The 22,615-nt window shown below is 49.9% G+C and carries 26 protein-coding genes and 1 riboswitch; of the genes, 12 read left to right on the top strand and 14 right to left on the bottom strand.

Translation table 11 applies throughout. The annotated features are described in order from the left end of the window. Positions 1-121: 121 nt before the first annotated feature. Positions 122-550, bottom strand: a complete 429-nt coding sequence (locus C5F52_RS29165) for an organic hydroperoxide resistance protein (protein WP_104801850.1) — start codon at positions 548-550, stop codon at positions 122-124. A gap of 29 nt (positions 551-579) precedes the next feature. Then, complete coding sequence (locus tag C5F52_RS29970; protein WP_161499785.1) at positions 580-720, bottom strand: hypothetical protein; 141 nt, start codon at positions 718-720, stop codon at positions 580-582. A gap of 132 nt (positions 721-852) precedes the next feature. On the opposite strand from C5F52_RS29970, the gene C5F52_RS29160 reads away from it, so the two are divergent. Further along, entirely contained in the window at positions 853-1,761 is a 909-nt protein-coding gene (locus C5F52_RS29160; RefSeq protein ID WP_104801849.1) for a hydrogen peroxide-inducible genes activator, read from the top strand. Between the two features lie 382 nt (positions 1,762-2,143). On the opposite strand, the gene C5F52_RS29155 is transcribed toward C5F52_RS29160, so the two are convergent. From C5F52_RS29155 to C5F52_RS29130, 6 genes are all read right to left on the bottom strand, one after another. Next, positions 2,144-2,536, bottom strand: a complete 393-nt coding sequence (locus C5F52_RS29155) for a 4-oxalocrotonate tautomerase family protein (RefSeq protein WP_104801848.1) — start codon at positions 2,534-2,536, stop codon at positions 2,144-2,146. 45 nt (positions 2,537-2,581) lie between these two features. Beyond that, a complete protein-coding gene (locus tag C5F52_RS29150) occupies positions 2,582-2,998 on the bottom strand; it encodes a MarR family winged helix-turn-helix transcriptional regulator (protein WP_104801851.1) in 417 nt (138 codons plus the stop codon). A 201-nt stretch (positions 2,999-3,199) separates the two neighbouring features. Beyond that, positions 3,200-3,610, bottom strand: a complete 411-nt coding sequence (locus tag C5F52_RS29145; protein WP_104801847.1) for a hypothetical protein — start codon at positions 3,608-3,610, stop codon at positions 3,200-3,202. Next, complete coding sequence (locus C5F52_RS29140; protein WP_104801846.1) at positions 3,607-4,947, bottom strand: recombinase family protein; 1,341 nt, start codon at positions 4,945-4,947, stop codon at positions 3,607-3,609. The genes C5F52_RS29145 and C5F52_RS29140 overlap by 4 nt, the downstream gene beginning before the upstream one ends. Then, the gene (locus C5F52_RS29135; RefSeq protein ID WP_104801845.1) at positions 4,944-5,426 is read right to left on the bottom strand and encodes a DUF2924 domain-containing protein; all 483 of its coding nucleotides are present in this window, start codon (positions 5,424-5,426) and stop codon (positions 4,944-4,946) included. Before C5F52_RS29135 ends, C5F52_RS29140 begins: the two co-directional genes overlap by 4 nt. Further along, entirely contained in the window at positions 5,423-5,662 is a 240-nt protein-coding gene (locus C5F52_RS29130) for a hypothetical protein (protein WP_104801844.1), read from the bottom strand. The genes C5F52_RS29135 and C5F52_RS29130 overlap by 4 nt, the downstream gene beginning before the upstream one ends. 290 nt (positions 5,663-5,952) lie before the next feature. Between C5F52_RS29130 and C5F52_RS29125 the strand changes: the two genes are divergently transcribed. The 4 genes from C5F52_RS29125 (at position 5,953) to C5F52_RS29110 (ending at position 9,975) form a co-directional block, all read left to right on the top strand. Continuing rightward, entirely contained in the window at positions 5,953-7,194 is a 1,242-nt protein-coding gene (locus C5F52_RS29125) for a hypothetical protein (RefSeq protein ID WP_104801843.1), read from the top strand. 10 nt (positions 7,195-7,204) lie between these two features. After that, complete coding sequence (locus tag C5F52_RS29120; protein WP_104801842.1) at positions 7,205-8,185, top strand: hypothetical protein; 981 nt, start codon at positions 7,205-7,207, stop codon at positions 8,183-8,185. A gap of 96 nt (positions 8,186-8,281) precedes the next feature. After that, complete coding sequence (locus tag C5F52_RS29115; RefSeq protein ID WP_104801841.1) at positions 8,282-8,719, top strand: helix-turn-helix domain-containing protein; 438 nt, start codon at positions 8,282-8,284, stop codon at positions 8,717-8,719. Then, positions 8,716-9,975, top strand: coding sequence for a HipA domain-containing protein (locus C5F52_RS29110; protein WP_104801840.1), 1,260 nt, complete (start codon positions 8,716-8,718; stop codon positions 9,973-9,975). The genes C5F52_RS29115 and C5F52_RS29110 overlap by 4 nt, the downstream gene beginning before the upstream one ends. A 245-nt stretch (positions 9,976-10,220) precedes the next feature. Here C5F52_RS29110 and cadR read toward each other — a convergent pair whose 3' ends face one another. Continuing rightward, complete coding sequence (gene cadR / locus C5F52_RS29105) at positions 10,221-10,670, bottom strand: Cd(II)/Pb(II)-responsive transcriptional regulator (RefSeq protein ID WP_104801839.1); 450 nt, start codon at positions 10,668-10,670, stop codon at positions 10,221-10,223. Positions 10,671-10,766: 96 nt separating this feature from the next. Here cadR and C5F52_RS29100 point away from each other — a divergent pair, with 96 nt between their 5' ends. The 7 genes from C5F52_RS29100 to C5F52_RS29070 all read left to right on the top strand — a co-directional run bounded on the left by C5F52_RS29100 (position 10,767) and on the right by C5F52_RS29070 (position 20,064). After that, positions 10,767-12,995 (top strand): cation-translocating P-type ATPase, encoded by a 2,229-nt coding sequence (locus C5F52_RS29100; RefSeq protein ID WP_104801838.1) that lies wholly within the window; start codon positions 10,767-10,769, stop codon positions 12,993-12,995. A gap of 61 nt (positions 12,996-13,056) precedes the next feature. After that, positions 13,057-13,428 (top strand): cation efflux protein, CzcI family, encoded by a 372-nt coding sequence (gene czcI / locus C5F52_RS29095; RefSeq protein ID WP_104801837.1) that lies wholly within the window; start codon positions 13,057-13,059, stop codon positions 13,426-13,428. Positions 13,429-13,564: 136 nt separating this feature from the next. Continuing rightward, entirely contained in the window at positions 13,565-14,827 is a 1,263-nt protein-coding gene (locus tag C5F52_RS29090; protein WP_104801836.1) for a TolC family protein, read from the top strand. A gap of 8 nt (positions 14,828-14,835) precedes the next feature. Further along, positions 14,836-15,417, top strand: a complete 582-nt coding sequence (locus C5F52_RS29085) for a hypothetical protein (protein ID WP_146100203.1) — start codon at positions 14,836-14,838, stop codon at positions 15,415-15,417. Continuing rightward, the gene (locus tag C5F52_RS29080; protein ID WP_369954734.1) at positions 15,414-16,538 is read left to right on the top strand and encodes an efflux RND transporter periplasmic adaptor subunit; all 1,125 of its coding nucleotides are present in this window, start codon (positions 15,414-15,416) and stop codon (positions 16,536-16,538) included. Before C5F52_RS29085 ends, C5F52_RS29080 begins: the two co-directional genes overlap by 4 nt. Before the next feature lies 1 nt (position 16,539). Beyond that, on the top strand, positions 16,540-19,659 hold the full coding sequence (locus C5F52_RS29075) for an efflux RND transporter permease subunit (RefSeq protein WP_104801833.1): 3,120 nt from the start codon (positions 16,540-16,542) through the stop codon (positions 19,657-19,659). A 21-nt stretch (positions 19,660-19,680) separates the two neighbouring features. Continuing rightward, entirely contained in the window at positions 19,681-20,064 is a 384-nt protein-coding gene (locus tag C5F52_RS29070; RefSeq protein WP_104801832.1) for a hypothetical protein, read from the top strand. Positions 20,065-20,139: 75 nt separating this feature from the next. On the opposite strand, the gene C5F52_RS29065 is transcribed toward C5F52_RS29070, so the two are convergent. The 5 genes from C5F52_RS29065 to C5F52_RS29045 form a co-directional block, all read right to left on the bottom strand. Beyond that, positions 20,140-20,466, bottom strand: coding sequence for a YnfA family protein (locus tag C5F52_RS29065; protein ID WP_104801831.1), 327 nt, complete (start codon positions 20,464-20,466; stop codon positions 20,140-20,142). Between the two features lie 56 nt (positions 20,467-20,522). After that, entirely contained in the window at positions 20,523-20,909 is a 387-nt protein-coding gene (locus tag C5F52_RS29060) for a YkvA family protein (RefSeq protein ID WP_104801830.1), read from the bottom strand. A 15-nt stretch (positions 20,910-20,924) separates the two neighbouring features. Continuing rightward, complete coding sequence (locus tag C5F52_RS29055) at positions 20,925-21,503, bottom strand: TMEM165/GDT1 family protein (RefSeq protein ID WP_104801829.1); 579 nt, start codon at positions 21,501-21,503, stop codon at positions 20,925-20,927. Positions 21,504-21,506: 3 nt separating this feature from the next. Next, a riboswitch (yybP-ykoY riboswitch) is annotated at positions 21,507-21,678 on the bottom strand. A gap of 94 nt (positions 21,679-21,772) precedes the next feature. Continuing rightward, positions 21,773-22,381: a DMT family transporter gene (locus C5F52_RS29050; protein WP_201747112.1), complete on the bottom strand. Its 609-nt coding sequence runs from the start codon at positions 22,379-22,381 to the stop codon at positions 21,773-21,775. Positions 22,382-22,430: 49 nt separating this feature from the next. Beyond that, positions 22,431-22,615 (bottom strand): ATP-binding protein (locus tag C5F52_RS29045; protein ID WP_161499784.1); only part of this gene is annotated, 185 nt, incomplete at its 5' end.

Genomic DNA, 22,615 nt, shown 5'->3' with positions numbered 1-22,615 from the left:
TCAACCAGCGCATTCGGCCAGAAGCGGTCGCCGGCATGCTCGTCCTGGAAGTCCGTTCTGGGGCGAACAGCGACTCAAGGCACGGTACTCCTTGCTCAGTGCACGCCTGAGGATCGGCAGATCACCCTAAGGTCAGATCGACCACGATGTTGCCGCGCGTCGCGTTCGAATACGGGCACACCTGGTGCGCTGTATCCACCAAGTCCTGCGCCACCGCACGGTCCAGCCCCGGCAGGTTGATGGTCATCTGCACGGCAATGCCGAAGCCCTGGGAGATCGGGCCGATGTCCACACTGGCTTCAATGCTGGCATCAGCAGGCACGGCTACCTTCTTCATGCCGGCCACATGCTTGAGTGCGCCCATGAAGCAGGCCGAGTAGCCCGCCGCAAACAGCTGCTCGGGGTTGGTCGCGCCGCCCATGCCACCCAGTTCCTTTGGCGGAGCGAGTTTCACATCAAGCAAGCCGTCGTCGGACACGGCGCGGCCATCGCGGCCTCCGGTCGTACGTGCCTTGGCGGTGTAGAGGACTTTGTCGAGTTTCGTGGTCATGTCATTTCTCCATTTCAGGGGTTAAAAAATCAATTCACGCCAGCAGCGCTGGCAAGCTTTTCTGCAAAGCAGTTTTGTTCGTTGTAGCCTGGCCTGCCAGGGCGAATCATCGATTCGCCCGCGAATGCGGCTTCGAGGTTCTGCCAGGTTTTGATTTCGGGACGTGCCATTTTTAAGCTCCTTGGTGGTGAAGATGTGTTGCGATGGGATGAATTGTGGATTTCGGCGATCAATCGGTCCAACGCATAATTTCAACTGAATCAATCTAAAATTCAGATAACAAAGCCCCAAGGAACCCGACCATGGCTGCCCTGCCCTCTCTGAGACAACTGCGCTACCTGCTGGCCCTGGCCGAGCACCTGAACTTCACCCGCGCAGCCGAAGCGAGTTTTGTGAGCCAGTCCACCCTGAGCACGGGACTCAAGGAACTCGAATCCACCCTGGGTGTGCAACTGGTGGAGAGGGACAAACAGACCGTGGCGCTGACGGCGGTAGGCAAAGAGGTGGTGGCCCGTGCGCGGCAGGTGCTGGCTGCTGCCGAAGACCTGAGCGACTTTGCATCGGACGCGTCACGACCCATGCAAGGGCAGCTGCGCCTGGGTGTGATCCCCACCATTGCCCCATTTGTGCTGCCGACTGTCATGCCCGCCCTTCGCGAGAAATTCCCGCAACTGCAGTTGGCCTTGCGCGAAGACCTGACCGCCCATCTGCTGGAGCGGCTGCGCGACCGCCAGCTGGACTTCGCACTGATCGCACTGCCCTACGACACGGATGACCTGCGCGTGCAACCGCTCTACAAGGACAAGTTCTGGCTGGTGGGACGAGAGCAAGACCCCGCCATCACCGGCAAAGCGATCCAGCTCAGCAGCGCATGGACGAAGCGGTTGCTGCTGCTCGAGGAAGGGCATTGCCTGCGCGACCACGCTCTGCAGGCCTGCCGGACGGCAGAGGTTGCCAGTGTGGACGGAATGGAAGCCACCAGTCTACTGACGCTGGTTCAGATGGTCGCCTCAGGCATGGGCGTGGCCTTACTGCCGGAGATGGCGATCAAGAGCGGCCTTCTTCAAAATCTATCGCTCAAAGCAATGCCTCTGGCAAACCCTGCCCCCAAGCGGGTAATTGCATTGGTGACTCGCGCCACATCCGCCCACTCGGCCGAGTTCGAAGCGATTGCGAAGGTGATGGTTGCTGTCCATCGTAAAAAGAATTAGAAGCCTACCGTTACACAACTGCCGTATCGATGAATTGAAAGGCGGACATGCAGCAAACGCTGCTCACCGACTGCTTGGGGTCGGGAGTGTCTTTACAGCTAGCGCTAGACCGGTCGTTCATGTTCGCTAAAGCGCTAATCACCTGCACAGCATGTCAAGTGCCCGGTATTGGTAGTACAGCAGTCTTTGGAGGCACTACCTGTTGTATGACGGGTAGTGATAGAGGCGGCCATAACGACCGCTCACCACGAGTGGCTCAGTTCAGCCTATTGCAGCCTTTTAGGCGAGTGAGCTGGAGACGGGTTTGGTCTGATCGCCATTATTGGAATTCCAACGGTGAATGTCTCTGAAGGGTTGAAAAATGGTTATCTAAATTAACTCGTCATCCGTGGTGATAACGGTACTCCTGAGTGAGTCCACTGAACCCATAGGACGTAGCCCTCACATCCTGCACATAGATGTAACTTTCATTGTGCAAGTCACCAAGTAGCGTCGAAAAAGCATCAAACGCTTCCCGGATGTACTGAGCTTTTTCAGCTTTGGTGTTGGTTTCGTCGGTTACTTTGATATCAAAGTAAATACTGCTCTTGCCATGCTCCGCCAACGACTTGCCCGCAACAATCCAGTCTTCCGGGTGGACGTACTCTATGGCTATCGCGGTGACCTCCGGGTCCTTGTGCAAAATTCTGCTGGTAAGTTCCAAGAGAATTTTCGAGATACTCTTTGTCATCTCCTTTGACCGCTGTCCGCTGACTTTTACATTCAAAATTGGCATATGAACTCCTTTAATTAGCTATGCAACTATATAAACAAGAAATGCTCATTCAAGGCCTGAACGAACACTACGAATCTTCGACACTGTTTCTCCAAATTCAGCCTCGCCCAGAAGCCTTTTGAGCTTACTGGTCACTGTCCCGCTTGCTTTATTTAATGCAGCATGGATGGCAATGGCATTCTTTGTAGGTTGGATACAGACTTCTCGTCCATCTCCATCGCGCCCACGTCGCTCAATGAGCCCCTTAGTTTGCAGTAAGTCCAATGCGCGTGTCGCGGTAGGTCTGGCTATGGAGAGTTCATCTGCAAGTTCGCGCTGAAGCAATCCAGGTTTGGCAAGTATCACCCGCAGCATGAACGCTTGCGGCGGAGACAACCCAAACATCGAAAATGCTTCAGTCCATTCACGCTCAAGGCGACGAGCCAAAGCGGTGGTGTTGAAATATAAGCAATGGTCAAACATCGTAGATAGCATACTTGATTTTGATTAGCTATGCAACTACCTGTACATTCATCAACCGGTGATTTGTAATACGGTTAAAGCGGATATAGGAAAACCAAATCTGACTGTAGGCTCTTGGCCAAGAATGCGTGCATACGAAAACATCCGTTCCTCATGAAACTAGGTGATTCAGTAAGCATGCTTAGGACGAAGTCTGCCGCTCTACATAAACTGTTTTTGCCAAAGGTCTGGCAGCGCATTTCGCGTGAACCACATCATGCTCATTTCCTGTGAATACTGACCTTTAAGAATGTGCTGAACAAGCAAAGGATCTAAAAGTGTGATGCGTAGTAGCTCATTGACCGTGCTTGGATTGAGTCCTTCCAATTTGGCGATCTCGGTGCCACTCCTTACTTCGCCAGAGTCCAATAGTCGCTGCCAGTAAAACGCTCGTGCCAGTCCTTGCAGCAAGGGGACATTGATGCCGGAGTTAACGGTGTCGCCCTGAATGTTTCCTCCGGTGAGTTCAAGATCTTCCACAATAGTTTCCCGACCCGGCCGACGTTTGAGCTTGAGCGAAATACGCGTTGTGATACGCAAAGGTGCTTCGGCCGTGTGAGTCATTTCGCTCATGCCAACATCTCCATTTCCAGTCGCTCAGCACCCACCGTTTTGGGTTTCATCGTCTCGAGCAATGGCAACCATCCTTCGGTGCGCCAGTTGATCGAAATCGAATCGTCTTCCAAGGTAACCCGCTCAACTAGGCTGCGAATGATGTTTCGTTTGATCTGATCAAAGAAGGTGTCCCAGATATTTGCAGTTCGCTGCAAGATAAGCACCACAGCTTGAGGTTCTGGAATACCGGGATTGAGTGCTTGTATCTGATGCCAATAATTGTTGAGCATCGTTCCCGATCGCAAAAAATCAAGAACCTGTTCAGTCACTGCGTTCTCCACCAAATCGGCGGGTTGGTTTGGAATGTCGCTGTGACATGCACCAGAATTCACCTTTTTATTGTGCACGTAGTAACGGTAAACCTTTCCCGATTTCTTCTGCGTAGCCACAGGTAGATACAAATCTCCCTCTGGGCTATAGATTAGGCCTCGAAGCAAGAATTCCTTTTGCGCTTTTTGAGCCCAAGCCGACCTGGTGTTTTCTTCGCTGTCTTTTGTCATCAGTTTTTGAACATGCTCCCAAGCAGCTTGATCGATCAAAGGTTCATGTGCACCTGCAAAGAATTGACCCTTGTGCTGCAGTTGGCCCAGATACACCCGGTTGTGCAGGACCTTGTAGAGCGCCTGCTTGCAAAAATGGCGTCCCGTCTTTGTCAGGATTTTCTGGTCCTTCATGTCTTGGACCATCAGTGTTGTGGAGTGGGTGCGTCTGTACGTGTCAAAGATCCACCTCACCGTCGCAGCTTCTTGCGGATCAACTAGCAGCAAGCGGTTTTCAACTCGGTAGCCTAGAGGCACCGGACCGCCCATCCAGATGCCTTTGCGCTTGGATGCGGCGATCTTGTCGCGGATGCGCTCGCCGGTCACTTCACGTTCGAACTGAGCAAATGACAGCAGCATGTTGAGCATCAGCCGACCGGTGGAGGTGGCTGAGTTGATCTGCTGGGTGACCGAGCTAAAGCTGACCTTGTGCTTGTCAAAGACCTCCACCATCTTGGCAAAGTCAGCCAGCGAGCGTGACAGGCGGTCAATTTTGTAGACCACGATCATGTCCACTTTGCCAGCCTTGATGTCGGCGAGCAGGCGTTTCAAGCCGGGGCGCTCCATGTTGCCACCGGAGTAACCGGGATCTTCGTAGGTGTCTTGAACCGCAACCCAGCCTTCAGCGCGTTGGCTCATGACAAAGGACAGACCTGACTCGCGCTGTGCATCAATGGAGTTGAAAGACTGGTCCAGCCGTTCATCGGAGGAGACGCGGCAGTACACCGCACATCGTTTAGGTGCCACCATGGTCATGCAGCCACCTTGGACTTGAGGCCAAAAAAGGCCGGGCCGGACCATTGGGTTCCAGTGATGGTTTTGGCAATGGCAGACAGACTGCGATAAATCTGACCGTTGTACTCATAGCGGCCATCGGCCAGTACCTGCACCCGGTACTCTTGGCCATCAAACTCTCGCACCAGCGTGGCACCGGGCATGGCCACGGCTTTGGCTGGGGTTTTGCTCTTAATCGATGAGAACTGTTGACCGTAGTTGGCCAACATGTCACGGGTTGACTGAGGCAAGCTACCGAAGGTCAACTCCTGCAACCGGTATGCCAGACGTGAGGTCATGAACTTGCGGTTGGGGTGAATTGGCCTGCGCGGGAAATGGTGATCCCACAGTTTCCAAAGCTCAGGCATCTTCATCTCATGCAAGGCTGTGACCTCGCTTTGAATGGCGTTGAGTTGGTCGATGTTGCGCTGCTCGCGCGGGGTGATGGATCGTGGCTTCATTGGCGAACTCCTTGTTCTGTAGACGGGTTCGTATTGACGCTCTGCCAGGCATAGAAGTCCACAAACTCATCTCTGTCAGTGGCGTAAAGCCGACTGTTATTTGCTTTAGTCAGTAACGCGTGTTGAATAACTGCACCATGAGCCATCAGATTGCTGATCTGTTGCAGGGAGAGGTATCCACTCTTCTCGGGCCGTTTGTCAGGGACTTTTGTTGATAGGTTTTGGTGGTGGGTCATGGATAGGCACTTATTGCAAAAACTGTCCACGAATCGTAAGAACGACCCCCCTAAAAAGTAACGTGTTTTAGCGGCCCAAAGGGGGACAACTCTTTCTAAGGTCGCATGGTTGTTAGCTTTTGGGTAGGCCTGCCTGATGGAATCAGGTCTCTGTTGATGGTTTTGACAGATTTTCCAAATGCTGTATATTTATCCAGCAAATCCGACATTTATCCATCAAAGCTCAAGTCCTCAAGGTCCTGAGTTGGGACGCCTCATTCCCGAAATAAAAACGATAAAAGGAGACAACTGTGAGCAAACTACAGAATTACGCAGACATTCTGATAAATCTTCCCATTGACGAGACGCTCAAAACGTTCTTGGAGCGGCACGCGCTACCGTTGCCAGAGGGGTGGAGCTGGCAAGACAACATTTACACGTCACGCACACTGGTCAAGCTCATCCAGAGCTATCTAGATACGGTTAAGCGTGACCGCATCATTGCGGGCTTGCATGCAAGTTCAACACTTGCACACCCTCTGGGAAAGCAGGCCATGTTTCAAGCAACCCATGACAAGCCCAGTGAGTTAGTCGGACTGATTGGTTGCAAAAACGATTTGCATCGCTCGTTCTGGCTCTACGTCAACCACCCCGCATTGTTTGAGGCTGCAGCTGAGATTGAATATTTGGACCAGCACAGCCAGCAGGCCCAACAGCATGATCTGGGGCTACGACGTGAGGTCAATCGTGACGAGCGTTCGATCACTGAGTTTTGCGACGCGATCAAAGTCTTCTACCAACGCGAGTTAGGTTGTGGCGAGGTGTGTGTGGTCAATGTGCTGGATCGTTCGCAAGGTACCCACTTGATCACGATTCACGCCAAAGATCTCGCTACTGCGCGTCTGGAGTTCGAGGGCGCTCAGTTGCAGCGCCGAGTGGGTAGTCCAAACATTCACATGGTGTTGGAGTACTCACAGATTACAGGCGTTGTAAGAACCATCATTAGGGGCGGAGCGAAATATCACGCCATGCTGTGTGAGGCTTTTGCGGCGCATATGTTGGGTGTCAGTGCGGAAGCCCAGCGCATTCAACGCCCAGTGTTGGATCTCTCAAAACTTCGCTTAGGGTTGCAAATTCCACAGGCATTCGAGGATGGTTTTGTGGGTTTGCAAGTTAAGAGCCTGCATTTGTTGAGCCCTTGTGAGCGGTTGAAAATTGAATGCTCGGCTAGTGGCTCCACCGATCGCCAATGCGTGACGGATTTGATTGGGGCGTATTTTCAGAATGAAAACCCACTCAGCCGTGGCTGGGAGATTCACGCTGCCACACTGAATCTGTTCATGGCTCCTGCACAGGGAAAGTCACGCTGTCCACTAGTCAGCGTAGAAGTGACGAGCAAGGGGCGTTTGAACTTGCACAAGTTCGATGAGAAGTTGCGTACCCAGCTCGAGGGTTACCTTGTCCATCTCGAAATTCTTGAGCCAAAGCAGGCGCTGAACTTCCATGAAGCCGGGAAAACGGGGAGTAGTCAGCCAATGAGCCTTTTCGAGTGAAGGAGTTCATATGCCTACGAATAAAAAAGCGATGGCTTTGGCTTCGTTGCTCCTGACCCGTGGTGGGTACTCCTACGAGCGTTCTATTCCTAAAACGCAAGTCGCTGGACTGAAGGTACTGAGCGAGCTCAAGGCAGTGGTGCCAGGGCCATTGGATTCACGTTACGCAAGTTGTTCCTTTTGTGGCTTGTACCGAGGTCCTGTGTTTCGATGCGATGGTGAGATGCATGTTCAATGCCCAGACTGTGGTCCTTACAAGGTGGATTTATCTGAGCAACGTAACTGGGCTGTCGATATCGAATGGCTGATCAGAAAACTTCGTGCGGCATTGAACATCCCAGCGCATATTTCTGTGCAAAAACTTCATGAAGGGGTGTGGCAGATTGGGGTCAACAAGAAACGAGCAGTTTTGTTGGCTCAACGGATTGAGCTCGTTGTGGCGAACGCGTTGCATCTGTTTCACGGTAAAACACCTCGCCCAGACAGTTGGGTGATCACGCCAAGGCCTCTGGGTCGAACCTCATCGGACCCACTCTCAGGCACCGCGATCTGGTGGCATCTTGAAGATCGCTTTGCGATTCACGGGAATGGGTTGCGGCTCGTGGGTGAGGGGAGTGATGAACTCAATCTTGTGGTGCAGCCCAAATTAGCTGCGGTGCATGGACCGTTTTCTGAAACCTTTGAATGGGTTCATATGCCAGATTGGTCGAGTCAGCCTGTTCGGTTGACTGCGGCACAGGCGGCAATCTTTGAAGTGCTCTGGCGGTACCAAGGGCAGCCGCAGTCAGCTGAGACGATCATGCGCAAGGCGCATCTGTCTAGTGACAAGCTCATTGATGTGTTCAAGGTGAAGACAGCGAACAAGGGCGATCCTTTGTACGAAGGGCCTATGTATGCGTATCAGTCCCTTGTTGTTCGAAACCGTCGCTTAGGCATGTATTCCTTGGGAGTCGCCTCAGTTAATTTTGACCCCTTGGGAGCAAAAAACTAAGTAATTCAGATGATTTGGTGAAATTTGACCTCATGGGGATAAATTATTGCGTAAACAGAGTTTTTATGACATGATATGACCTCATGAGGTCAAAAAATGAGAATAGAAGAATCCCAACTCAATAAGTTAGCCAAGGCTTTGGAGTCTGAGCGTAAGCGTCAAAAGCTTTCTCGGGAGGAGGCCGCGTCAGTTTGTGGCGTGAGCGCATCTTTCATTCGTGATGTTGAAGCGAATCCAGAAAACTGCAGTCTTGGAAAACTCGTAAAGCTTATCAGCGGACTGGGGCTCAGTCTGAATGTCGCTGGGTTACCTCAAGTCGAAGAGCTAGATAAGGAGCGATTGCAGAAAGCTCAGAAGTTGGGTTTACATATTGAAACGAATCCCAAAACTCGCGCGGGGTTAGGCCTGCATATGACGCATCCGAGTAAGCGATCTGATTTTGGTGTGTCTGATGATCAAGTCGTAACCCCCAGAGGCCTTCGACAAGCGCTAGGCTCAGGCATTGCTTCGTTGGGCAATGGGGGTAAATCATGATTCGCTTGCGTGTATGGGCGAATGCTCAGCCAATGGGGTGGTTTGGCCATGAAGCCGCACAGTATTTTTTCCAATACGACGAACAATGGATTAAGGATGAGGCCGCATTTCCATTGGCGCCTCAATTTGAATTGCGATTGGAGCCCCACAGAGGGGATGCCATAAAAACGTTCTTTGCCAATTTATTGCCAGAGGGAACGCCGCTTGATGAAATCCTGAATCAAATCCAGCTTCGCGATGCCAATACCTTTGAAATTATTGGAGAAATGGGTGCTGATCTACCAGGAGTGTTGTCTGTCCTGCCAGAGGGTAAGGAGCCAGACACTCAGCAAAAATACAGTGAGCTGTCCAAAGAAGAATTAAGTCAACGAGTTAAAGCGCGTGCCCAAAAGAAGCCGCTGTTGACTTCCAATGAACAAACTCGCATGTCACTTGCAGGTGCGCAAGACAAAGTCGGGTTGCGGTACGACGGCAAGCGAGATCGCCTTTACGACAGTGTTGGGGGCTCGCCCACAACACACATTGCAAAACCAGACTCGAGGTTAGAGAAGTATCAACCTAGTGCAATCAACGAGTACCTCTGCATGAAGTTGGCTCATGAAATGAGACTTTCGGTGCCGCGCGTTGATTTGATACAGGTGCCTGAGACACTTTATGTTGTGGAGCGATATGACCGCGCTGTTGTCAAAGGAGCGATCGTTTGCTTGCATCAAATTGATGCATGCCAGCTTTTAGGTGTGGGCGCTGATTGGAAATACGAGAGACAAGGTGGCTTGGTTAGTCTCAAAAAAATCGTGCATGCGTTTCGCGGCTTGATGCTTTCAGGTAAGGACTTGTTGTCAGTCCAGAGATGGGTCATGTTTAATTACTTGATTGGCAACAGTGATGCGCACGCCAAAAACATTTCATTGATGGTCAATAGCCAAGGCTATGAACTGGCTCCTTTTTATGACCTTCTGTGCGTGCAAGCCTATGGTGACAACGATTTGGCTCTGTTCATCGGGGATGAGAGTACCTACGATGCTGTTGGCTCTCACTCGTGGGAGGCTTTTTGTGAGGACTGTGGATTCGGTTTCAAACCGACGATGCGGCAGTTTAGAAAAATGGCCGAAGATATCGGAAAGTCTTGGGATAAAACTGTAGCCACTGCTATCAGTCAACATCAAATTAACGAATCGGAGAAGGCGCTTGTTGAGCGAATAGGTGCTGTTATTGATGCAAACAGCAAAGCTGCTCTTTCGATGACCGCAGCTTAAATCAACTCATCTTTTTTCTAAGCCCAGTCAGGCATGCCTGATTGGGCTTTTTCTTTGCCGCATCGCTCTCTAATCCTTGTCATTTCAGGCCTTGGCTAATTTAGAGCTATTTTCGCAAGCTGGTCTGATAAGCTTTTTGGGGATGAGCAGCTACTTATTCCAGTTAAGTTGACCACTGAGTCCGGTAATGTGACCAGCCAGTCCAGTGCTGTTGACCAAAATTACTAACGGGTCGTTCTCAAGTTTTATGCGTGTGTTCCAGAAATATGTCCGGCAATGCTTTTGAGAGCAGCAGATTTGCGTGGAGGCACAGACAGCTCAGCAAGAATGCCGCATTGATTTGTCTCTTTGGATTCTGTGCAAGTTTGTCTCAGCTCTTTTAGTTGACGCTCTAATGCTTTTAGTTCTTTAATCCTTGACGCAACGTGCGCTATGTGTGCGTCTACCAATTCATTGACGCCCGCGCAGTCTCCTTGTGGTGCATCCTTGAACGTCAATAAGGTGCGAATTTCGTTCAGCGTCATATCTAGGCTTCGACAGTGGCGAATGAACGACACCCGTGTGGCGTGATCAGGGCTATAAATTCGGTAGTTGCCCTCCGTGCGAACCGTCTCAGGCAACAACCCTTCGCGCTCGTAATATCGAATCGTTTCCACCTGTGTATGAGTGGTTTTGGCTAATTCACCGATCTTCATCGTGGTTTTCTCAACTAATTTGAAGACTTGTATTTTAAGTGGTTGACTCTGTAGCGGCTATAGGGTTTTTAATATAGGCAACTAGGAGTAATCGTCATGTCAGCCACTGAGCAAGTTCAGCCATCTAAAACTCAAACTTCCTGCGGATGCGGGACTGCTTGCGACACCACGCCTGTCACTTTTGAACAGACCAGTAACGTTATTTCAAATCTTGATGGACAGAGGTTTCGTATTGCCAACATGGACTGCGCCTCAGAGGAATCAGAAATTCGCCATGCGCTGACAAATGTTGAAGGTATTCAAAGTCTGGGTTTCAATCTGACCGCTCGAGAGTTGACGATTGCGGCTGATGAACAGGTCGTTATAGAAGCGGTTAACGCCATTCGCAAGGTAGGCTTTAAGCCAGAGCCTTTAAATAGTGACAACGCAAATGATGGCAACGTTGTATCTCACAGCTTTTGGGCGTCATGGGGAAAATTGATTTGTGCATTGGCACTGTCTTTGGCCGCTGAGGGCCTGGCATTTGCCCTCCCTGATTACTTGCCAACAAAGATACTAGGCATGGCGCTTGCCGCTTGTGCAATCGCCTTGGCTGGGTTTTCTGTTTACGGCAAAGGTGTATCGGCTCTGATGCAGGGACGCTTGAACATGAACGCCCTAATGACGGTGGCTGTCACAGGTGCCTTCTTAATTGGGCAATGGCCTGAAGCCGCCATGGTGATGGCGCTGTATGCGATTGCAGAAGCCATTGAGGCCCGCGCAGTTGACCGTGCTCGTAATGCCATCAAAAGCCTTTTGGCACTTGCACCAGAGCAAGCCGAAGTTCTCCAAGCTGACGGTCAATGGCTGCAATGCCCCGTCAAAACCATTGAAGTAGGGGCGACTGTGCGTGTGCGTCCAGGTGAGCGAATTGCCCTTGATGGTGTTGTCACGTCGGGCATCAGTGCCGTCAATCAAGCCCCTGTCACTGGCGAAAGTCTTCCTGTTGATAAAGCAGCTGGTGATGAAGTCTATGCAGGCACCATCAATCAGTCGGGTGCGCTAGAAATTCGGGTCACTGCTTTGGCTTCGGACAGCACCTTAACTCGCATCATTCACGCCGTTGAGCAAGCTCAGGCTTCACGTGCGCCAACTCAACGGTTCGTCGATCAATTTGCGACCATTTACACCCCTGCGGTTTTTGTTTTAGCTGTTGCGGTTGCTGTGCTGATGCCTTGGCTCACGGATTGGACTTGGATGCAAGCACTCTACAAAGCCTTGGTACTTTTGGTCATTGCTTGCCCTTGTGCCTTGGTCATCTCCACGCCTGTCACTGTGGTCAGCGGTTTGGCAGCAGCGGCACGCCGTGGCATTTTGATTAAAGGCGGCGTTTATCTTGAAGAGGCCCGAAGCATCAAGGTGGTGGCATTAGACAAAACGGGAACGATCACACAAGGTAAACCCAAATTGGTAGCGTTTGAACCCATCGATACAAGCCTAGACCCCGCAATGATTCAATGCATCGCGAAAAGTCTTGCTGCTCGTTCAGATCATCCCGTGTCTAAAGCCATTGCCGAAGGTCTCACAGCAGATCTGAAAGACGTCAGCGATTTCCAAGCCGTTGTAGGACGAGGTGTTCAAGGTGTGATTGACACGCATAACTATGCGTTAGCCAATCACCGTTGGATTGAAGAGCGCGACCAATGCTCTGCTGAACTAGAAGCTCGCCTCAAAATTCATGAAGAAGCAGGACAAACCGTCACCATATTGACCAATGCCAATCGGGTGATGGCTTTGTGCGCTGTGGCTGACACGATTAAACCGTCATCTACACAAGCAGTGGCTGAGTTAAAAGCGATGGGCGTAACTCCCGTGATGTTGACTGGTGACAACATTGCCACGGCTCATACAGTAGCAGCCCAAGCAGGAATTGATGAGGTCAGAGGCAACCTTTTGCCAGAAGACAAACTAGAAGCGATTGCTGAGTTGCAGAAAAGATTTGGCGTCACTGCCATGACGGGTGACGGAATTAACGACGCACCAGCCTTGGCAAAAGCCAATATCGGTTTTGCGATGGGAGGCGCTGGCACACATACAGCGATGGAAGCGGCTGATGTGGTTGTGATGAACGATGACTTACGTCGCTTACCTGAGACCATTCACTTGTCTAAGAAAACACATGCCGTGCTTTGGCAAAACATCACATTGGCTCTAGGCATCAAGGCGGTGTTTTTGGCTCTGGCAATTTTTGGTGATGCATCCATGTGGATGGCAGTGTTTGCCGACATGGGGGCAAGTCTGTTGGTTGTCTTCAACGGTTTACGTTTGTTGAAAACCCCAAAGTGACCATGTTTATTCAGGGCGTAACTAACCTTCACTTTATTCTTTGCTGATAGACTCTAAAACAATGCAACGCTGGATCGTCATTCTTTTGCTGGTATTTACACCGCTGCAGCTCTCTTGGGCTGCAGTGAGTGGTTATTGCCAGCACGAAAGCAATACCAGCTCCCAAGCACAACATCCCGGTCATCACGAGCATGAGCACAAGTCTGGCGACTCCGCGTCCGATTCAAAAGTGCCCACCTCAAAGATGAACAATCTCGACGGTACTGATACAGATTGCGCCAGTTGCCACGCCGGTTGTTGTGCAGCACTGATTGTTCAAACTGAAATACCTTCATCCCAAGTGCCTCAGCACATGACGGCAACCCAAACCGAACTCTTTTTTCGTTCTGCTATCGAACGACCAGAACGACCTCAGTGGAACCACCTCGCCTGATCGGTGAGGTTTGTTCAATCCATCGCTTTAGCCTATTTCATAAGAACTGAACCTCAGTTCTGAAGTGGCCGCGCATGTCGATGCAGCGTCTTTACCGATCTCCAAGTCATGGTTTTTAACGACCTAGGAGAGTCGAATGTATCGAAGAGAAAAATGGAATTACAAAAGGCAGCTGTGTGCAGTAGCAGCCTTTTCAGTATGCAGTGTCATTAATGTATTTGCGCAAAATACCAATCAGCCAAGGCAAATTCAAAGCGTCAAAGATATTTTTGATGCCACTTGGTTACGTCAACCTGAAGCGCAAGCTTTAGAGGCACGGCAGCAAGCCTTGCAAGCTCAAAAGCGAGCGGCGGCAGCATTAACGCCAGAACCCGCAGCGGTAGAGCTGAACTCAAAATCTGATCAGTGGAACAGAAATTTGGGGGCACGGGAGGAACAAATCGCAATCGCTGTTCCGATGTGGTTACCTGGCGAACGAAGCAAAAGCTCTGCGCTTGCAGAAGCTCAAGCCAACGCTTTAGAGTATCAAATCAAAGCCAATCAACTGCGTGTAGCTGGAAAAATTCGAGAAGATTGGTGGAATTTACACCGTGCTCGCATTGAGCAAGAAGTCACTGCGGATCAATTGACCAATGCGCGACGCTTGGCTGATGATGTCGCAAAACGTGTGAAAGCAGGTGATTTAGCTCAATCGGATCAACACCAAGCCGAAGGTGCCGCTGCAGTGGCTGAATCTGCGTATGCCATGGCTCAAGCCAATTTAGAACTTGCTATTCAAATCATCCAATCATCGATTGGGGCAACAAGTTTCTCAATGCTGGATCTGTCAGAAAGCCCTGAGTTGCCGCCTTCAGCTGAATATCCACAAGTACACGCTGCGTTGATGGAATTACAAGCACGCTCGGATGTTGCTGAGCGTACTGTTGCATTGGCCACTACAAGGACAAGAGCGAACCCTGAATTCACAATCGCTAAATCCAGAGACCGCGGCAATTTAGTAGATCCCTACAGTTCCAAAGTCACGATTGGTATTCGACTTCCTTTTGGTGGTGGTCCTCGCTATGAGGCAACCGTAGCTAACGCTCAAGCAGAGGCAACACAAGCCCAAGCTCAATTGAGCTTAGAGCGCGACCGTACACAGTCGATATGGCGCATCGCTCAAGCAAAAGCCAACGCTGCGCAAGCCCAGCTCAAAGCAGCAGAGCGCAGAGCCAAATTGGCTTTGGAGTCTCGCACTTTCTTTGATAAATCGTTTCAGCTTGGCGAATCCGACTTGCCAACTCGTCTCCGCATCGAAGCGGAAGCCGTTGAAGCGCGACGTCAAGCAGCCCTCAGTCGTATCGAATATTCAGCGTCCATCTCAGCACTACGCCAAGCAGCTGGACTCTTACCTCAATAAGGTGCGTCATGAATCAATCAACATTACTAAAAATTTCAATGAATATTTCATCAAGACTTAGAAACATTTGTCTGATCCTTAGTTTGACTCTTTCCAGTCTGAGTTGGGCCGGGGAAGGTCATAGAGATGTCAAAGCCAACGCATCAGCCACCTCCACGCCACGTTTTGCAGCAGTTTCAGATGCACTCGAATTGGTAGGTGTTTTGAATGGCAAGCAAATAACACTCTACTTAGATCGGCTTGAAACCAATGAACCTGTCAAAGAAGCACTAATTGAGCTTGAGTTTTCAGGCGTTAAATTTATTGCACAGAAGTATGGTGAAGATAAATTTGAAGTTGTTCTGCCAGCTGAGCCGCAACCCGGTCTTATCAGCGTGACGGCGACCGTCACGATTGACGAAGAAGTTGATTTATTGGCAGGAGAGTTGGACTTTCATCCAGATTCGTCCGCGCAGGGTAGCAACTCTAAGAATAGGTTGCATAAGTGGTTCATCTGGGCTTTATTTTCTGCTGCCGTGCTGGTAGCGCTATTTTTTGTTCGCAAGCGCCTGATGACTCACCAATCAAACAGCACAGGAGGTGCAGCATGACTTTCAAAACAGAATTTTCAACATTGACTGTCGTGATGGCCGCAGTAATTGCTCTGTGTCCGGCGACCAATTCTTGGGCTGGAGAAGGTCATGACCATGGAGGTATATCGGCCACTCCCAGTATGAATGGTCCTCAGCGTTTGCCTGATGGCAGTGTCTTCTTGCCGAAGTCAGCTCAACGCCAGTTGGTAATTCGCACCATCAAAGCTGAAATTGCAGACTTACCGAAATCTATAGAACTCAACGGTAAGGTCAGCATGGACCCCAATGCAGGAGGCAAAGTGCAAGCCATCAATGCTGGCCGAGTCGAGGCCGGCCCCAAAGGCTTACCAAATCTCGGTAGTGCGGTACGCAAAGGCGATGTCCTTGCCTATCTAGTTTCTTCACTGGCACCTATTGAGCAATCCAATCAGTTTGCACAGCTGGCAGAACTGAAGGCAGCTAAATCGCTTGCTGAAAAACGACTGGCAAGATTGAGGGAGTTATCAGATACCGTTCCACGCAAAGACATCGAAGCTGCTGAGAGTGACTTGCAAAGTTTAACGGGTCGTGTCTCAGCTGTTAGCACAGGACTTAATCACAGGGAGCCGTTGGCAGCCCCGGTTTCTGGAGTGATTGCATCATCAAATGCTGTGGCAGGACAAGTGATTGATGCGCGCGAGTTGGTATTTGAAATTGTGGACCCAGCACGTCTGAGAATTGAGGCCTTGGCCTTTGATACTTCGCTCATCGCCAGTGTAGATAAAGCGTTTGTTGCCGTAAATAACCAGCAGATCGCGCTTCAATTTTTGGGAGCAGCACGTAGCTTACGTGAGCAAGCATTACCCATGAATTTCAAAGCCCAAGGGGAAGAGCTGAGCGCTTTGGCTCTCGGTGAACCAATAAGAGTTGTGATTCAGACCAAAGATAAGGTGAAAGGGATGGCTGTACCAGTGTCTGCGTTGATGAAGAATCCTGCCAATCAGTCTATTGTTTGGGTCAAAACAGCCGCTGAGAGATTCACGCCTCGCACGATTACTTTTGAACCCTTAGACGGTACGCGGGTTGCAGTTACATCGGGTCTTGAAAGTGGCGATCTAATCGCGGCACAAGGTGCAACATTGATTAACCAGGTGCGCTGATATGTTTAAGTGGTTACTTGAAAACAGTTTAGCCAATCGATTGCTGGTGATCATCGCTAGTGTCGTGTTGATGACTTACGGTGCATTCACGTTGACAAAAACGCCTGTGGATGTTTTTCCTGATTTGAACAAACCCACCGTGACCATCATGACCGAGTCAGGTGGCATGGCTCCTGAGGAGGTGGAACAACTCATCACATTCCCACTAGAGACTGCGATGAACGGCTTGCCTGGCGTCGAATCCGTCAGATCAATTTCTTCAGCCGGTTTGTCTTTTCTGTATGTGACTTTTAGATGGGATACAGACATCTTTCGCGCAAGACAGTTAGTATCCGAACGACTTTCAGCTATGGAGGGCGGCATCCCGGTAGGCATTCTTCCGCGCATGGGGCCAATTAGCTCCATCATGGGTGAGATCATGCAAATCGCTATACCCGTCGATACGCAGAAGATCTCGGCCATGGCAGTTCGAGAATATGCAGACTGGGTTTTGCGTCCCCGCCTACTGTCAGTTTCCGGTGTCGCGCAAGTCATCCCGATTGGTGGCGAGGTTCGTCAGTTTCAAGTGCAACCTAATACAGCTCGCATGGCTGAATTGGGGATTTCTCACGACCAGATGGAAGCTGCGCTGAAAGGTTTTTCCGCTAACACATCAGGTGGTTTTTTAGAGCTGAACGGTCGGGAATACCTAATTCGCAACCTTGGACGAACTTCCCGGTTAGATGATTTGAAAAATCTGGCAGTGACTTCAAAAAATGGACAACCGATCCTGTTACGTCAAATTGCCGAGATCACTTTTGCTGCGGCATTAAAGCGTGGTGACGCTGGGTTTGAGGGAAAACCTGCAGTCATTCTTGGCATCCAAAAGCAGCCAACGGCTGACACGATTGCTCTAACCCGTGCAATTGAAGATGCCCTGCTGGGCTTGAAATCGTCCTTGCCAGCTGGCATGGAAGCCCCCCGAGTCACGTTCAGACAAGCAAGCTTCATCGAAGCGTCCATCAATACGCTGCAAGGTAAATTGATTGGTGCATCTGTTTTTGTAGCTGTGATTTTGTTCTTTTTCTTGGGCACGGTCCGACCCACCATCATCGCTTTGACAGCGATTCCTGTATCAATCTTCATTACCTCTTTGGTATTTAAGTACTTTGGTCTGTCTATCAATACCATGACACTTGGTGGGTTGGCCATTGCTATTGGCGGTTTGGTCGACGACGCAGTTGTTGACGTAGAAAACATTCTGCGAAGGTTAAAAGAAGACCGCATAAAACATCCGCAGCATCGCCTTAATCCCCTGGAAGTTGTGGCAAAAGCCTCAATGGAAGTTAGATCTGCCATTTTGTACGCCACGGTGATCATCGTCCTAGTTTTTATTCCGTTGTTTGCATTGCCCGGATTGGAGGGCAAGCTCTTTGTTCCCTTGGGTATTTCTTTCATCGTTTCTACTTTGGCATCCTTGCTTGTTTCAGTGACCATCACCCCAGTGCTGAGTTATTACCTTCTTCCATCAATGAAGAACTTGGATCATGGCGACACCAAGGTTTTAATATGGCTCAAAACCCGATACGCAAACAGTCTTCAAAGTATTCTGCACAAGCCTAAGATTGCATTGATTACCTCTGGTATAGCTGTGCTAACTGCGATTGCGGCAGTTCCGTTCTTTCCTAAGACTTTCTTGCCGCCATTTAGCGAAGGAACATTGCTGATTGGATTGCGCTTAAATCCCGGTGTGACCTTGTCTGAAACAACGGCCTTAGCCAGACAAGCTGAGGTCTTAGTTAAGCAAGTGCCAGAGGTCACCCATGTCGGTCGTCGAAGCGGACGAGCTGAGCTTGATGAGCATGCAGAAGGCGTCCATGTGAGTGAGCTGGACGTTGGGCTTAAGCCTACGGCAGAGTTGAACCGCAGCATGGATGAAATCAAGGCAGATATCCGATCTCGCCTTGTGAATTTACCCGCTGCACTTGAAATCGGACAACCCATTTCTCACCGAATCGATCACATGTTGTCAGGCGTGCGATCACAAATCGCTATCAAAATATTTGGGGATGACTTGGATGGTTTACGCGGGCAAGCCGATTCACTGCGTGCACAGTTAGCGACTATTCCTGGTATCGCTGATTTGCAAATTGAAAAGCAAGTGTTGGCACCGCAAATCAAGGTTCGCATTGACTATGCCGCCGCAGCTCAGTATGGAATTCCAGCGCCACAAGTGCTTTCTACTTTACAAAGCTTGGTGGAAGGCGAAAAAATCACACAAATTGTGGAAGGCGGTCGGCGTTTTGCACTGGTCGTGCGCTTACCCGAGTCAGCTCGCTCGGTTGAGGGCTTGAGCCAAATCTTGATTGAGACACCCAATGGTCGAGTTCCTTTGTCAAAGTTGGCGACGATTGAGGATGGAGATGGTCCAAATCAAATCAGCCGCGATGATGGAAAACGCCGCATAGTTTTATCCGCAAACGCATCGGGCCGGGCTTTATCGGAAATTGTTGCGGATATCCGGGCAGTGGTTGCTGAAACCAAACTACCTGAGGGTTATTTCATCACGCTTGGAGGACAGTTCAAAGCCCAAGAAGAAGCATCACGACTAGTTGGTCTTCTTTCAATTGTGTCGCTGGTGCTGATGTTTGTCGTCCTTTACAGCCGCTACAAGTCAACGCGTCTTTCAGCGTTGATCATGGTGAACATACCGCTGGCCTTAGTCGGTGCAGTTCTCGGGTTGTGGTTGTCGGGACAACCGTTGTCTGTTGCCGCTTTAGTGGGATTCATCACATTAGCTGGTATTTCAGTCAGAAACGGCATCTTGAAAGTTAGTCATTACATCAACTTGATGCGCTTTGAAGGTGAATACTTTGATCACAAAATGATTTTGCGGGGTTCGCTTGAACGATTGAGCCCCGTTTTGATGACCGCTTTAGTGACTGCTTTTGCATTGGCGCCATTGCTTTTCGAAGCAGAGCGCCCAGGGACTGAGGTCTTACATCCAGTTGCGGTTGTGATTTTTTCAGGACTAATCAGCTCCACGCTGCTGGATACGTTCCTGACTCCAGTTATGTTCTGGCTCTTTGGTCGTCGAGATGCCGAACGTTTGCTTGAAGACAAAGACGCCGAAGCACTTTAATTTATAAATGAAAGGTCAGAAATGAAATTCCAAAAATTTGCGATTGTTCTGAGTTTGCTGTTGAGCACTGCCGCATTCGCAGCCGGAGAAGGTCATAGTCATGGCAATGCCCAACCAATGCATGGAGGTGTGGTTACTGAGGTGAAGGACATTGAATATGAATTTGTGGCAAGAGCCGATGCTTTGCAACTTTATCTGCGCGATCACGGTAAGCCTGTAAATATCACTAAAGCTTCAGCCAAAGTCACGATGCTTTCAGGTGGTGAAAAGCAAGAGGTTGAACTAAAACCAACGGGCGACAAACTTGAAGCCGTTGGAAAATTCAATACGCTTGTCGGAACAAAGATAGTTGTGCAAGTCATCAACACTTCCAAAGTGGCAACAGTGCGATTCACGCTCAAATAATCTGTCAAAAAATCATGTGCAAAGGTTACTTTCTACTTGCTTGTTTGTATTTCCCCAATTGGCCAATGAAGTTATTCAAAACTCCCAACGCGGTTGAAAGGCGATGATGCTCATTCCAGCCAATGCCACTGCAACACCAGCCACATCCCAGATTGATGGGCGAACGCCATCAACAAGCCAGAGCCAGACTATGGCAACACTGATGTAGACCCCACCGTAGGCAGCATAAACACGCCCAGAGGCGGCGTCATGCAAAGTCAGTAGCCAAGCGAACAAAGCTAAGCTAATCGATGCGGGTATGAGAAGCCAAATGGATCCTCCCTGCCGTAGCCAGAACCAAGGTAGGTAGCAGCCAACAATTTCAGCTACGGCCGTAGCGAAATAGAGAAATAGTGTTTTCATATTTGAGCTTTTAAAAAAGATAACCCAGCTTTGGAAGTTTAAATTTGAAGTCGTTCCTAGAACGATACCCAATTCCAAAGCACAACCGCCGTCACCGCCCAAACTGAAACAACAAGCACAATTCCCCAACGGCTAGTTGGCTTGGCTTGCTTCTCCTGCATCCAGTCATCTGCCTGTTGTTGACACACAATCAAGATGTCCATCGGCAACAGCTTCACCGTTAACCAGGTAAGTGCTGGCAACAAGATCACATCATCAAGATAACCCAGCACAGGAATAAAGTCTGGAATGAGGTCGATAGGACTCAGTGCATACGCCACCACAAACATACCCAAAAACTTTATCAATTTAGGCGTGCAGGGATGTTTTTCAGCGAACCATAGGGTCACGCTGTCTCTTTTGATTTTCTTTGCCCAAACTCGAATGGCCTGTAGAAATCTCATTGCCGATACCTAAACTTAGAACCCAAAACCTGAGCCAGCACCTAGCAATGTAGCGATACCCAACACAGCGAAAACACCAGCAGCAATGGAGTGAACAAGTCGCATTGGAATTCTGTCAGCGAGCTTATCGCCCACGAAGACAGCAGGTACATCCGCAATCAACATACCAAGCGTAGTTCCAATTACAACCAACAGAGGTGTTGAATAGTGCGCTGCCATTGCCACTGTTGCGATTTGAGTTTTGTCGCCCATCTCAGCCAAAAAGAAGGTGATCAGTGTTGCGCCAAACACTCCAAAACGTTTTGCAACTTGTGTTTCATCTTCTTCGATCTCATCTGGAATCATTGTCCAAATTGCCATGCAAATGAATGAGGCTCCAAGTACCCAACGTAATGTTTCTGGGTTAACTGTAGAGGTAATCCATGCACCAAGAGCACCTGCAAGACCATGGTTGATGATCGTCGCAATGAGAATGCCAGCAATGATTGGTATTGGTTTTTTGAACCTTGCCGCCAGAATGAACGCAAGGAGTTGGGTTTTGTCTCCGATTTCGGCGAGAGCAACAACACCAGTAGAGACGAGGAGGGATTCCATAAAAGCTCCAAGGCTGGATCAAAGACAAATGACCACGACGCATCTCCAGCCTTATGGAGGCATCATGGTCAAAGGTCTTGCCAGGCTTTGGGCTGCTTACGCCATGACCGTATGGTCAAGTGTGTTGACGTAAGCCTCTTCAAAATGAGAGCGGCTACTCCCCAGTGACGCTGATAATTTTAACATCCAAGTCATCAGAAGCGCTGAGTACCAATCAGGTAGCGGCGAACTGTTTTTGGCCATTCGTTGCTTTCTAATTTTGTAGATAGTCAGTGAGTGTGTCGATGGTGAATATCTGGAAAGTGTGGGTGTTTGTGGATCACTTCGGTATGCACATGCCTGTGACTGTGAGGCTCCTGCCCATCCCACGCAAAGTTGTGGGTATGTTGATGATGAACATCATGCGTGTGACCGTGCTCATGGTCAAGTGATTCATGGTGATGCTCATGTTCGTGGTGCTCGGTGAGGTGAATCCAGACACCCACCGCCATCAGACAAGCCGCCAGCCAAAAAAGTCCACCCGTTGCCTCGTCCATCAGCACCACCGATATGGCTGCACCAATGAAGGGGGCCGTTGAAAAGTAAGCACCCGTTCGAGCTGTGCCTAAGCCACGTAACGCCAGAACAAACAAAACAAGGCTTAAGCCATAACCTATCAATCCTAGTGTCATGGTTGAGAAAACCACAAGAACGGCTGGTAACGACAGACCCAAGAGCAAGGCAAGTACGCAGTTGACGGTGCCTGCGATCAATCCTTTGATACCAGCAATGAACAAGGCATCCGAGGCAGACACTTTACGTGTTAAGTTGTTGTCGATGGCCCAGCAAAGGCAAGCCAAGGCAATCAATACGGGGCCAAGCTGTTGAATTGCATCCAAATCTGACCCAGGATTTGCATCGAATATTGACCCACCCGATTTAAGCTTTTTAGAGCTCCTGTTTTGATTTTCTCTGTTTTCCCTCCTTGTTGCTTTGAGTCGAACTGTTCCTGAACCGGTAGCTTTCGTTTCCCGTCTCAACGATGTGGCAGTGATGCGTTAACCGGTCCAACAGTGCTGTCGTCATCTTCGGGTCACCAAATACCGCTGACCACTCCGAGAAGCTCAAGTTCG

It is taken from the genome of Limnohabitans sp. TS-CS-82 (assembly GCF_002943475.1).
This window is presented reverse-complemented; position numbering and strand designations above follow the sequence as displayed.

Coding starts and splice junctions, on each gene's coding strand:
- C5F52_RS29070 (WP_104801832.1), top strand. CDS start 19,681: ATGAAATTCCAAAAATTTGCGATTGTTCTGAGTTTGCTGTTGAGCACT.
- C5F52_RS29970 (WP_161499785.1), bottom strand. CDS start 720: ATGGCACGTCCCGAAATCAAAACCTGGCAGAACCTCGAAGCCGCATTC.
- C5F52_RS29155 (WP_104801848.1), bottom strand. CDS start 2,536: ATGCCAATTTTGAATGTAAAAGTCAGCGGACAGCGGTCAAAGGAGATG.
- C5F52_RS29160 (WP_104801849.1), top strand. CDS start 853: ATGGCTGCCCTGCCCTCTCTGAGACAACTGCGCTACCTGCTGGCCCTG.
- C5F52_RS29165 (WP_104801850.1), bottom strand. CDS start 550: ATGACCACGAAACTCGACAAAGTCCTCTACACCGCCAAGGCACGTACG.
- C5F52_RS29140 (WP_104801846.1), bottom strand. CDS start 4,947: ATGACCATGGTGGCACCTAAACGATGTGCGGTGTACTGCCGCGTCTCC.
- C5F52_RS29100 (WP_104801838.1), top strand. CDS start 10,767: ATGTCAGCCACTGAGCAAGTTCAGCCATCTAAAACTCAAACTTCCTGC.
- C5F52_RS29135 (WP_104801845.1), bottom strand. CDS start 5,426: ATGAAGCCACGATCCATCACCCCGCGCGAGCAGCGCAACATCGACCAA.
- C5F52_RS29060 (WP_104801830.1), bottom strand. CDS start 20,909: ATGAGATTTCTACAGGCCATTCGAGTTTGGGCAAAGAAAATCAAAAGA.
- C5F52_RS29090 (WP_104801836.1), top strand. CDS start 13,565: ATGTATCGAAGAGAAAAATGGAATTACAAAAGGCAGCTGTGTGCAGTA.
- C5F52_RS29115 (WP_104801841.1), top strand. CDS start 8,282: ATGAGAATAGAAGAATCCCAACTCAATAAGTTAGCCAAGGCTTTGGAG.
- C5F52_RS29150 (WP_104801851.1), bottom strand. CDS start 2,998: ATGTTTGACCATTGCTTATATTTCAACACCACCGCTTTGGCTCGTCGC.
- C5F52_RS29110 (WP_104801840.1), top strand. CDS start 8,716: ATGATTCGCTTGCGTGTATGGGCGAATGCTCAGCCAATGGGGTGGTTT.
- C5F52_RS29065 (WP_104801831.1), bottom strand. CDS start 20,466: ATGAAAACACTATTTCTCTATTTCGCTACGGCCGTAGCTGAAATTGTT.
- C5F52_RS29085 (WP_146100203.1), top strand. CDS start 14,836: ATGAATCAATCAACATTACTAAAAATTTCAATGAATATTTCATCAAGA.
- czcI (WP_104801837.1), top strand. CDS start 13,057: ATGCAACGCTGGATCGTCATTCTTTTGCTGGTATTTACACCGCTGCAG.
- C5F52_RS29145 (WP_104801847.1), bottom strand. CDS start 3,610: ATGAGCGAAATGACTCACACGGCCGAAGCACCTTTGCGTATCACAACG.
- C5F52_RS29075 (WP_104801833.1), top strand. CDS start 16,540: ATGTTTAAGTGGTTACTTGAAAACAGTTTAGCCAATCGATTGCTGGTG.
- C5F52_RS29080 (WP_369954734.1), top strand. CDS start 15,414: ATGACTTTCAAAACAGAATTTTCAACATTGACTGTCGTGATGGCCGCA.
- C5F52_RS29055 (WP_104801829.1), bottom strand. CDS start 21,503: ATGGAATCCCTCCTCGTCTCTACTGGTGTTGTTGCTCTCGCCGAAATC.
- C5F52_RS29120 (WP_104801842.1), top strand. CDS start 7,205: ATGCCTACGAATAAAAAAGCGATGGCTTTGGCTTCGTTGCTCCTGACC.
- C5F52_RS29130 (WP_104801844.1), bottom strand. CDS start 5,662: ATGACCCACCACCAAAACCTATCAACAAAAGTCCCTGACAAACGGCCC.
- cadR (WP_104801839.1), bottom strand. CDS start 10,670: ATGAAGATCGGTGAATTAGCCAAAACCACTCATACACAGGTGGAAACG.